Below are 10,606 nucleotides of genomic sequence, written 5' to 3' on the forward strand. Positions count from 1 at the left end.
ATACGGATCCTTGCATGGTGTCGCTGATTTTATAACCGATCCTCGCCCGACTATACACAGGGAGACATGGATGGCCAAATTCAACATATCCAAATGATTTTAAAGGGATTTACTTTCTTTATCCAGTATATCGGCACGCCGGATCCCCGCAAAAACGAGTTGTCCAAGGGTTTGTGCAAGCTGTTGCACACAGTTATCCACAGAAATCTTGGATAACTGGCGTAAAGTGGTGAAAGGAAGCGTGGCACCAGAAATAAATGTGAGAGTACGCCGATTTTCAGCGCCATTTCGGTGCAGATAATGCGCCATATCTGTGGATAAATCCGTCTTGGTGGATCTTTGAGCAGTCGAACTTGTTCACAATTGACAGGCTGGATCCTCTTAGGCAAAAGACATGGATCTTGATCCAGCAATCAAACTATAACCTTATGTATTTAAATGTATATTTTGTTTTTAAGTGAATCGGATATGATATGCTTCCGTGCAATGCCACAGTATAAAACTACTGTATATACCTGCTTGATCACAGGTTTATGCACAGTCTGGGTGGGCAACTTGCCTAGCATGAACCTTCAATTTGTTTATAACTTTGCTTGAAATGCCAAGTTATTCATGAATGGAAGATGACAGTCCCTGTTTGCCGCCACGGGGTGAATGTGGAACAATCTCGTTATAGATTCAGCCTTTATAAGGTGATCACGTGATAGATGGTGACGGATTTCGTCCCAATGTCGGCATCGTGATCTGTAACCGTGACGGACAAGTATTGTGGGCTAAGCGCTATGGGCAGCACTCCTGGCAGTTTCCGCAGGGGGGGGTTGATGATGGTGAATCGCCGGAACAGGCCATGTATCGTGAGCTGTATGAGGAGATAGGCCTCAAGCAGGACGATGTGACCATACTGGCGACCAGTCGCAACTGGCTGAAGTATCGCTTACCCAAACGACTCGTCCGCTGGGACAGTTCACCGGTCTGTATTGGCCAGAAGCAGAAATGGTTTTTGTTGCAGCTCGATCCTGGCAAAGAGTCCAGGATCCAGTTTGGCTGTCATGGTCACCCGGAATTTGATGATTGGCGTTGGGTCAGCTTCTGGTACCCGGTTCGTCAGGTCGTCTCCTTCAAGCGGGAGGTTTACCGCCGGGTGATGAAGGAGTTTGCCCCGCTGGCCATGCCAGTCCCCGTGGTGCAGGCTAACCGAAAAGATGGGCGGCGCAACCGCTCGCGTTAAGGAGCACAACTAGTTGCTGACGGAACTCAGACGCATCGTGGAAAGCATGGCCGAGGCCAACACCCTCGAACAGGCCTTGCAAGCATTGGTGAGCCAGACCCGGCTCGCCATGACGGTGGACTGCTGCTCCGTCTATGTGGCCGAGCCGGACATGCGCCGCTATCGACTGGCTGCGACCGATGGTCTGGCCGAATCGGCCGTGGGCAAGGCCACCCTGCCGTTCGAGCAGGGTATCGTCGGTTTGGTGGGTCAGCGTGAAGAGCTGATCAACCTGGCCGATGCCCCCTCTCACCCCAGTTTCAAGTTCCTGCCCGATGTGGCGGAAGAGGCGTTTCGCTCCTTCCTCGGCGCTCCCATCATGCATCAGCGTCAGGTGGTGGGGATTCTGGTCGTGCAGCAGAAGGAGAGCCGCCTCTTCGATGAGGGGGAGGAATCCTTCATGGTCACCCTGGCGGCTCAGCTGGCTGCCCGCATCGCCCAGGCCCAGGCCAAGGGGTGGCTGCAGAAGACCGACTGGAGCAAGCCGCTGCGCGGTATTGCCGGGGCGAGTGGCATCGCCATTGCCAAGGCCTGGGTGTGGCGTCCGCGCAAGGCGCTCAATACCATCACGCCGCGCAAGGACGAGGATCATGCCAAGCAGCTTGCCCGTCTCGAGCTGGCGGTGGAGGAAGTGCGCCACGATCTGGAGAGCCTGGCACTGCGTTTTCGCGAGAGCTACAGCCAGGACTCGGTCGCCATCTTCGACATCTATCTGCACCTGTTGAACGATCCCGGCTACATCAAGCCCATCCGCAACAAGGTCAGCAAGGAACACTGGACGGCGATCTCGGCGGTCAAACTCATCAGCGATCGGCTGATAGAGCAGTTCAAGGGGATGAAAGATCCCTATCTGCGGGAGCGCTCCACCGATGTGAAAGACATCGCCCAGCGGCTCATCAGCCGGCTGGTGCAGGACGAACCCGAGCAGCTCACCATCGGCGAACCCGTGGTGCTGGTCGCCGATGAAGTGACAGCCACCATCCTTGCGGAGATCCCGAGGGAATTTCTGAGCGGTGTGGTGTCGCTCAAGGGCGGGACCAACTCCCATGCCGCCATCCTGGCCCGTGCCATGGGGGTGGCGGCCATCATGGGGGTGGATTTGCCCCTCGGTGACATCGGCGGGCGCACTCTGGTCATCGATGGCTACAGCGGCGATCTCTTCATCGAACCCAACCAGGTGATCCTGACCGAGTACCGGCAACTGCTGAGCGAGGAGCGGGCACTCGACACCCTGGTGCGCAGCGTCGACAACCAGCCCTCCGAGACTGCCGACGGCACCAAGGTCTCCCTGCTGCTCAACGCAGGGCTGAGTGCGGATACCGAGATCTCCCTCAATCATCTGGCGGACGGGGTCGGGCTCTATCGCACCGAGATCCCCTTCATGCTGCAGGACAGCTTCCCTTCGGAGTGGGAGCAGACTGCCCGCTATCGCGGGATCCTGGAAACCTATCGGGATCGCCCGGTTTGCATGCGGACTCTGGATGTGGGGGGGGACAAGCAACTGCCCTATTTCCCCATCGTGGAGGAAAATCCCTTCCTTGGTTGGCGGGGGATCCGGCTCACCCTGGATCACCCCGAGCTCTTCCTGGTTCAGCTCAAGGCCATGTTGCGGGCCAGCGAAGGGCTGGACAATCTGGCCATCATGCTGCCGATGATCAGCAGCGTCAGTGAAATCAAGGCCTCCCGTCGTCTGCTGGATCAGGCGTGGCGCGAGGTGTCGGAAGAAGCGGCCAGCCGCGATGCGGTGATCCGCTACCCCAGTCTCGGAGTGATGATCGAAGTCCCCTCCGCGCTGTACATCCTGCCGGAGATGGCGCCGCTCATCGACTTCTGGTCGGTGGGCAGCAACGACCTGACTCAGTACCTGCTGGCGGTGGATCGCAACAATGCCCGTGTCGCCAGCATCTACGATGCCTTCCATCCCGCGGTGATCCGTGCTTTGCAACTGTTGGTCGATGCCTCTCAGCGCTATCACAAGCCGGTCTCTGTTTGTGGCGAGCTGGCTGGCGATCCGGTCGGAGTGCTGCTGCTGCTGGCCATGGGCTATCGTCGTTTCAGCATGAATACCCACAACATCTCCCGTATCAAATACGTGCTGCGGCAATCCGACCTTGGTGAGTTGAAGGCGCTGATGGCGGATGGTCTCAAGCATGACAATCCTCACGTTCTGCGCGGCCTGTTTGCCCGCTATCTGGAAGAGCACGGTCTGGGAGGCTTACTGCGGGCTGGGCACAAGGTCAGGCTGCCCGATTGATATTCCGTCTTGTTACTGCGTAAGAATGATCGGAGAATGCGGCTTTTCTTATGATTGGGGCCGCCTATGCAGCACGACGGATATTGGGTTTTCTCGCAGATTGATCCCGTAGCATTCAGTTTGGGACCATTATCGGTACGCTGGTATGGTCTCATGTACCTGTTCGGTTTTGCCTTCGCCATGTGGCTGGCTGGTCGCCGTGCCGATGCACCCAACAGCGGCTGGACCCGCAACGAGGTATCCGACCTGCTGTTTTATGGCTTCCTTGGGGTGATCCTGGGTGGCCGTATCGGCTATGTGCTGTTCTACAACTTCGATCTCTTCCTCGCCGACCCGACCTATCTGTTCAAGATATGGACCGGTGGCATGTCGTTCCACGGTGGCCTCATCGGGGTGATCACCGCCATGATCTGGTTTGCCCACAAAACCCAGCGCCACTTCTTCACCGTGGCGGATTTCGTGGCGCCGCTGATTCCGTTTGGCCTCGGTGTTGGCCGCATCGGCAACTTCATGAACGGCGAGCTGTGGGGTCGGGTGACCGATGTCCCCTGGGCCATCATCTTCCCCGAGGCGGGCCCCGAGCCGCGTCACCCGTCCCAGCTTTACCAGTTCGCGCTGGAAGGGGTGGTGCTCTTCATCATCCTGAACCTGTTCTGGCGCAAGCACCCACCCCGTGGCGCCATTTCCGGGATGTTCCTGCTCTTCTACGGTCTGTTCCGCTTCCTGGTGGAGTTTGTTCGTCAACCAGACAGTCAGCTGGGTCTCTACTTCAACGAGATCAGCATGGGTCAGATCCTCTCTACCCCGATGATAGTGGCGGGGTGCCTCATGGTCTGGGCCGCCTACAAACAGCCCCGTCTGTTCGGCAATGCACCCAAGGAGGCGAAGTAATGCGTGCCTATCTCGATCTGATGCAGAAAATTCTGGATGAAGGGACCGTCAAATCCGATCGCACCGGCACCGGGACCGTCTCCCTGTTCGGTCATCAGATGCGCTTCAATCTGGCGGAAGGATTCCCGCTGGTGACCACCAAGAAGTGCCACCTGCGCTCCATCATTCACGAGCTGCTCTGGTTCCTCAACGGCGATACCAACACCGCCTATCTGAAAGAGCACGGTGTCAGCATCTGGGACGAGTGGGCCGACGAGCACGGTGATCTGGGGCCTGTCTATGGTGCCCAGTGGCGCTCCTGGCCGGCGGCCGATGGGTCTGTCATCGACCAGATCCAGAAGGCGGTGGACGACATCCAGCACAACCCGGATTCCCGCCGCATCATCGTCTCCGCCTGGAACGTAGGCGAGCTGGACAAAATGGCGTTGGCACCCTGCCACGCCTTCTTCCAGTTCTATGTGGCGGATGGCAAGCTCTCCTGCCAGCTCTACCAGCGTAGTTGTGATGTTTTCCTTGGCCTGCCGTTCAACATTGCCAGCTATGCGCTGCTGACCCACATGATGGCGCAGCAGTGCGATCTGGAAGTGGGGGACTTTGTCTGGACCGGCGGTGACGTGCACCTCTACTCCAACCACATGGAGCAGACGGCACTGCAACTCACCCGCGAGCCGCGCCCCTTGCCGCAACTGGTGATCAAGCGCAAACCTGACTCCATCTTCGATTACAGATTCGAGGATTTCGAGATCCAGGGCTATGATCCCCATCCTGGGATCAAGGCGCCTGTCGCTATTTGAGTAGATAATGAGCCTGGGGCGAGTATCGTCTCCCAGGTGACGATGAATCGACACTCAGCTGTTAGAGGCACCCTCGGGTGCCTTTTTGCATTTTATGTGAATTAATATGCAACATTCCGGGTGGAGAGATGGCTCCTGAAAAGGGGAAATAACCTGCTTATAGCAGGCATTATCTGTTTTGCTTTCGGTTTTTTCGTTGTTATCAGCCGTTAGAAACGATTTTTCATTGAGCTACTCTGGCCCTAGACTGAAAAGATGCAATTTTATGGGTAGTTAGATATGAGCGATGTATTCAAGCGTTTTCTCAAACTGGAGTCCGCTTCCGGGATCATTCTGATCCTGGCCGCCCTGCTTGCCATCGGCCTGGCCAATTCGGCGCTGGCGCAACACTATCAGGGCTTCCTCAATACCGAGGTGCAGGTTCGCATCGCGGCGCTCGACATCAACAAGCCGCTGCTGCTCTGGATCAACGATGGCTTCATGGCGATCTTCTTCCTGCTGGTGGGTCTCGAGGTGAAGCGAGAGATGCTGGAGGGGGCGCTTTCCTCCCGGGTGCAGGCAACCTTCCCGGCCATTGCTGCCGTGGGGGGGATGTTGGCACCGGCCCTCATCTATAGCTTCTTCAACTACGGAGACGAGGCTACCCGTGCTGGCTGGGCGATTCCGGCCGCCACCGACATCGCCTTCGCTCTCGGGGTCATGGCGCTGCTGGGCAAGCGGGTACCGACCAGCCTCAAGGTCTTCTTGCTGGCGCTGGCTATCATGGACGATCTGGGGGTCATCATCATCATTGCCCTCTTCTACACCCAGCAACTGTCGCTGACTGCGCTGGCGATAGGTGTGGTGGCCACCCTGACCTTGCTCTGGATGAATCGCCGTGGTGAGGACAGGATTGGACTCTATATGCTGGTTGGCCTGGTGCTCTGGGTTGCCGTGCTCAAGTCCGGTGTCCATGCGACCCTGGCGGGGGTCATCGTGGGCTTCATGATCCCCCTCAACGGCAAGCGTTACGCATCGCCACTCAAGCATCTGGAGCATGTGCTGCACCCCTGGAGCGCCTTCCTGATCCTGCCACTGTTCGCTTTCGCCAACGCCGGGGTATCGCTGGAGGGGATCTACTTCTCGGCTCTGCTCAATCCGCTCCCCATGGGGATCATCCTGGGGCTCTTCGTCGGCAAGCCGCTCGGGATTTTCACCATCAGCTGGCTGGCAGTGAAATCAGGCATTGCCCAACTGCCGCAAGGAGTGAACTTCAGACAGATCTTTGCCGTCAGCATTCTGTGTGGCATCGGCTTTACCATGTCGATGTTTATCGCATCGCTGGCATTCGAGCATGGCGGACTGGACTACGGCAGCTACTCGCGCCTCGGGATCCTGGCAGGTTCCACACTCGCGGCTGTGATCGGTTACATCGCACTGCGGATATCGCTGCCCAATCGGGAGGCGAATCAAAGTACGGAGGGGTTATGAGAAAACTAGGATGGTTAGTCATGCTGGCGAGCCCTGCACTCTGGGCAAATGGCCTGGTCGATTGTCAGCGGGATGCCACCTCTGCAAGTTGTTCTGCCTATCTCAACGGGGTGGTCGACAGCGCACTCATGCTGGGGGACTCTCAGGTAAAAGCCCGGTTCGGAGAGACCTTCGCCGAACGGGCACTGAGCAGTCGTGCCGGCGAGCGAGTCAAGCTGTCCAACAAGCGCTACTGCACCGAGCGAATGCCGGATGCCGGTCGTCTCAAGGCCCATCTGCAGGCACAGTTCGACGCGAACAAGGTTGACTCGATCAGCGACATGTATGACATTCTGGCGGTTGAACTCAGCTGCTACCGGAGCCCGCCTGGCGCGGGAACCCCATCGGATGTCACACCTTAACTACAACCATCTCTACTATTTTTGGATGACTCAGAAGAAGGGCTCCGTCACGCAGGCGGCGGAAGCCCTCTTTTTGACCCCACAGACCGTGACCGGTCAGATCAAACTGCTTGAGCAGCGTCTTGGCGGCAAGTTGCTGATCAGAAAGGGGCGCTCCCTTGAGGCCACCGAGCTTGGCCAACTGGTGTTTCGCTATGCGGACAAGATGTTCAGCCTCTCCTACGAGATGCTGGATATCGTCAATTACCGCAAGGAGAGCCAGATCCTGTTCGACGTCGGCATCGCCGATGCACTCTCCAAGCGTCTTGCCAGCCGGGTACTGCTCTCCGTGATCCCCAATGACGGTTCCATTCACCTGCGCTGCTTCGAGTCGACCCATGAACTGCTCCTGGAGCAGTTGAGCGAGCACAAGCTCGACATGATCCTCTCTGATTGCCCGGTAGACTCCAGCCAGCATGCCGGGTTGCTGTCCAAGCGTCTGGGGGGATGCGGCGTCAGTTTCTTCTGTAAGGCGCCTCTGCCCTCCCAGCCTTTCCCTGCTTGCCTGGAAGAGCGCAAGCTGCTCATCCCGGGCCGTCGCACCGCCATGGGTCGTCAACTGACCCAGTGGTTCGAGCAGCAGGGAATTTCCCCCAGCATTCTGGGAGAATTCGACGATGCGGCGCTGATGAAGGCGTTCGGTTTCTTCAACCAGGGCATCTTCATGGCTCCGACCATCTATCGAGAAGAGATCCTGGAGGGGGAGGAGGTGATGCTGCTAGGTGAAACCCAGGATCTGATGGAGGAGTATTACGTCATCTTTGCCGAGCGGATGATCCAACATCCTGCGGTCAAGCGAGTATGCGAGAGTGATTTCTCCTTCCTCTTTGCCGGGCAGGAGGATTTCACGGCCATTCAGCCAGCAAGCCTCTCGTTTTAAATCTACGGTGACGGCGCTATGATGCCTGTCTTGGAAGAGGAGGGTGAGATGCAATTGGAAGAAATGGAAGCGAATGCCGGGCGTGCCGTCACCCTGCTCAAGGCATTGGCCAATGAACGGCGGCTGTTTATCTTGTGCCAGTTGCTGGATAGGGAGCTGTCGGTCGGCGAGCTGAACGAGGTATTGGGATTGAGCCAGTCAGCCATGTCGCAGCATCTGGCGGTGTTGCGCCGGGATGAGCTGGTGGCGACGAGGAAGGAAGCCCAGACGGTCTATTATTCCCTGCGCAGCCATGAAGTGCGTGAGATGATCGGACTGTTGCACAGACTGTACTGTAGCGACCCCAAATAAAAAACCGGCACTAGGCCGGTTTTTTCAGCTTTCATCAGCGGATGCTGATTAAGCCATGGCTTTGATCTGGGCAGACAGGCGGCTCTTGTGACGAGCAGCTTTGTTCTTGTGGATCAGGCCTTTGGTCGCCATACGATCCATGATCGGCTGAGCAACAGCGAAAGCGGCAGTGGCAGCAGCCTTGTCACCAGAGGCGATGGCAGCGATCACTTTCTTCAGGTAGGTACGGGTCATGGAACGACGGCTGGCGTTGTGCTGACGACGTTTCTCTGACTGAAGAGCACGCTTCTTAGCAGATTTGATGTTAGCCAAGGTAAAACTCCTAAAACTGTCTTAGCGAGTGTATTGAAAAGGCCCGGAAATATGCCTTCCCAACCACATATTGTCAAATGATTTGTGCAAATAAACACCGCCCCCCGGTGGTGTGTCAGATGGGAGACGGTTAAACTGTCGGCCGATTCTAACAGCATTCTTTTCTTTCCGACAGTTCCAGAGGCCTCGTCTTGAGTAAGAAATTGATCAAATCCGGCATGATTGTGTCCGGAATGACGTTGGCATCCCGTGTGATGGGCTTGGTGCGCGATGTGGTCATCGCCAATTTGCTCGGTGCCGGGGTGGCCGCAGACGTCTTCTTCTTCGCCAATCGCATTCCCAACTTCTTGCGCCGGCTCTTTGCCGAAGGGGCATTCAACCAGGCCTTCGTGCCCGTGATGACGGAGTACAAGAAAAACGGTGACGAGCAGGCGGTTCGGGAGCTGCTGGCGGCGGTGGCGGGCACCCTGGGTGGCATCGTCACCGTTGTCACCCTGCTCGGGGTGCTGGGTTCCGGTGTCCTGACGGCTCTCTTTGGCTGGGGCTGGTTCTGGGATTGGCTGCATGGCGGACCGGCGGCGGAGAAGTTCGAGCTGGCCAGTCTGATGCTCAAGATCACCTTCCCCTACCTCTGGTTCATCACCTTCACCGCCATGGCGGGGGCCATTCTCAATACCTTTGGCCGTTTTGCCGTGTCCTCCTTCACGCCGGTATTCCTCAACATCACCATGATTGCGGCGGCCTGGTGGATCGCGCCCTTGATGGAGCGCCCCGAAATCTCCCTGGCGATCGGTGTCTTCCTCGGCGGTCTGGTCCAGTTTTTGTTCCAGTATCCTTTTCTGCGCCAGCTCAACATGCTGGTCTGGCCCAAGTGGGGTTGGCACCATCCCGGGGTGGTTAAGATCCGTACCCTGATGATCCCGGCCCTGTTCGGCGTCTCGGTCAGCCAGATCAACCTGCTGATCAACACCATGCTGGCGTCGTTCCTGGCTACCGGTGCCATCAGCTATCTCTATTACTCGGACAGGTTGCTGGAGTTTCCCCTCGGTCTCTTTGCGGTGGCCATCAGCACGGTGATCCTGCCTGCCCTGGCCAGAAAACACGTGGATGCGGATCCGGCTGATTTCTCTCGCACCATGGATTGGGGGGTACGCATGGTGATGCTGCTCGGCTTGCCAGCCATGGTCGGCATCGCCGTGCTGCGCGAGCCCATACTGCGGGTACTTTTCATGCGCGGTGAGTTCGGTCTGCACGAGGTGAACATGTCCAGTGCGAGCCTGCTGGCCTCCACCACGGGGCTGCTCTCCTTGATGCTCATCAAGGTGCTGGCCCCCGGTTATTACGCCCGCCAGGACACCAGGACGCCGGTGCGTATCGGCATCATGGCCATGGTAGCCAACATGGTGTGCAACCTCATTTTCATCTATCCGCTCGGCTACGTCGGGCTGGCGCTGGCGACCGCCTGCTCCGGCACGCTGAACGCCGCACTGCTGTTCAAGGGGCTCTATCAGCAGGATGTCTATCGCCCTTCCCGCAACACCGGGCTGTTCTGCCTCAAGCTCTTGGCGGCAACGGTCTTGATGGGGGGGCTTCTGGCCTATCTGTCACCGGATCTCGCCCAATGGGGGGCCTGGAGCATGGGCAAGGCCAGCCTGGAGTTAACCCTGCTGCTCTGCCTGGGCGGAGCGCTGTATGGCATTGTCCTCTTGGCATTGGGGATCCGGCCACGGCACCTGAGAGCCGGTCAGCAATAAGGAGCCAGCTGCAAGGGAGGGGACAGTACAGGGTCGATGGGGGCGGTCTCAGGGGCTGTCGGGTTGGCCCGCCAACGAGGTGCGATGCTCCTGGCAGAGTCCGAGAAGCGGGCGGGATGGCTAAATCGGGTCAACGGCAGGGCTGACCCTGCCTGCTGCCTGATATATAATCCGCCGATTTCCATGGCAGCAA

At 57.7% G+C, this 10,606-nt stretch carries 11 protein-coding genes; 9 read left to right on the forward strand and 2 right to left on the reverse strand.

Annotated elements, in window-relative coordinates:
• Positions 1-99: 99 nt before the first annotated feature.
• The gene (locus I6L36_RS15965) at positions 100-309 is read right to left on the reverse strand and encodes a hypothetical protein (protein ID WP_141116562.1); all 210 of its coding nucleotides are present in this window, start codon (positions 307-309) and stop codon (positions 100-102) included.
• A 391-nt stretch (positions 310-700) separates the two neighbouring features.
• Between I6L36_RS15965 and rppH the strand changes: the two genes are divergently transcribed.
• The 8 genes from rppH to I6L36_RS16005 all read left to right on the forward strand — a co-directional run bounded on the left by rppH (position 701) and on the right by I6L36_RS16005 (position 8,347).
• Positions 701-1,228, forward strand: coding sequence for an RNA pyrophosphohydrolase (rppH, locus tag I6L36_RS15970; protein ID WP_010673089.1), 528 nt, complete (start codon positions 701-703; stop codon positions 1,226-1,228).
• 13 nt (positions 1,229-1,241) lie between these two features.
• Positions 1,242-3,521: a phosphoenolpyruvate--protein phosphotransferase gene (ptsP, locus tag I6L36_RS15975; protein WP_010673090.1), complete on the forward strand. Its 2,280-nt coding sequence runs from the start codon at positions 1,242-1,244 to the stop codon at positions 3,519-3,521.
• A 66-nt stretch (positions 3,522-3,587) separates the two neighbouring features.
• On the forward strand, positions 3,588-4,412 hold the full coding sequence (gene lgt / locus I6L36_RS15980; protein ID WP_109111806.1) for a prolipoprotein diacylglyceryl transferase: 825 nt from the start codon (positions 3,588-3,590) through the stop codon (positions 4,410-4,412).
• On the forward strand, positions 4,412-5,206 hold the full coding sequence (gene thyA, locus I6L36_RS15985; RefSeq protein WP_042014892.1) for a thymidylate synthase: 795 nt from the start codon (positions 4,412-4,414) through the stop codon (positions 5,204-5,206). The genes lgt and thyA overlap by 1 nt, the downstream gene beginning before the upstream one ends.
• A 279-nt stretch (positions 5,207-5,485) precedes the next feature.
• Positions 5,486-6,676, forward strand: a complete 1,191-nt coding sequence (gene nhaA / locus I6L36_RS15990; protein WP_103261680.1) for a Na+/H+ antiporter NhaA — start codon at positions 5,486-5,488, stop codon at positions 6,674-6,676.
• A gap of 20 nt (positions 6,677-6,696) precedes the next feature.
• Positions 6,697-7,077, forward strand: coding sequence for a hypothetical protein (locus I6L36_RS15995; protein ID WP_174213872.1), 381 nt, complete (start codon positions 6,697-6,699; stop codon positions 7,075-7,077).
• Positions 7,064-7,996, forward strand: coding sequence for a transcriptional activator NhaR (gene nhaR, locus I6L36_RS16000; protein WP_010673095.1), 933 nt, complete (start codon positions 7,064-7,066; stop codon positions 7,994-7,996). The genes I6L36_RS15995 and nhaR overlap by 14 nt, the downstream gene beginning before the upstream one ends.
• 48 nt (positions 7,997-8,044) lie before the next feature.
• Positions 8,045-8,347, forward strand: coding sequence for a metalloregulator ArsR/SmtB family transcription factor (locus I6L36_RS16005; protein WP_029313781.1), 303 nt, complete (start codon positions 8,045-8,047; stop codon positions 8,345-8,347).
• A 48-nt stretch (positions 8,348-8,395) separates the two neighbouring features.
• On the opposite strand, the gene rpsT is transcribed toward I6L36_RS16005, so the two are convergent.
• Positions 8,396-8,659 carry a 30S ribosomal protein S20 gene (rpsT, locus tag I6L36_RS16010; protein WP_005308808.1) on the reverse strand — a complete coding sequence of 88 codons (264 nt, stop codon included), beginning with the start codon at positions 8,657-8,659 and terminating at the stop codon, positions 8,396-8,398.
• Between the two features lie 191 nt (positions 8,660-8,850).
• Between rpsT and murJ the strand changes: the two genes are divergently transcribed.
• The gene (murJ, locus tag I6L36_RS16015) at positions 8,851-10,413 is read left to right on the forward strand and encodes a murein biosynthesis integral membrane protein MurJ (RefSeq protein WP_109111804.1); all 1,563 of its coding nucleotides are present in this window, start codon (positions 8,851-8,853) and stop codon (positions 10,411-10,413) included.
• Positions 10,414-10,606 lie beyond the last annotated feature (193 nt).

The organism is Aeromonas sp. FDAARGOS 1406 (assembly GCF_019048565.1).
Taxonomy (GTDB): domain Bacteria; phylum Pseudomonadota; class Gammaproteobacteria; order Enterobacterales; family Aeromonadaceae; genus Aeromonas; species Aeromonas caviae.

What these genes read in the sequence shown, in the direction of transcription:
- I6L36_RS15995 (WP_174213872.1), top strand. Translation starts at nt 6,697, where the DNA reads ATGCTGGCGAGCCCTGCACTCTGGGCAAATGGCCTGGTCGATTGTCAG.
- nhaA (WP_103261680.1), top strand. Translation starts at nt 5,486, where the DNA reads ATGAGCGATGTATTCAAGCGTTTTCTCAAACTGGAGTCCGCTTCCGGG.
- lgt (WP_109111806.1), top strand. Translation starts at nt 3,588, where the DNA reads ATGCAGCACGACGGATATTGGGTTTTCTCGCAGATTGATCCCGTAGCA.
- nhaR (WP_010673095.1), top strand. Translation starts at nt 7,064, where the DNA reads ATGTCACACCTTAACTACAACCATCTCTACTATTTTTGGATGACTCAG.
- I6L36_RS15965 (WP_141116562.1), bottom strand. Translation starts at nt 309, where the DNA reads ATGGCGCATTATCTGCACCGAAATGGCGCTGAAAATCGGCGTACTCTC.
- I6L36_RS16005 (WP_029313781.1), top strand. Translation starts at nt 8,045, where the DNA reads ATGCAATTGGAAGAAATGGAAGCGAATGCCGGGCGTGCCGTCACCCTG.
- thyA (WP_042014892.1), top strand. Translation starts at nt 4,412, where the DNA reads ATGCGTGCCTATCTCGATCTGATGCAGAAAATTCTGGATGAAGGGACC.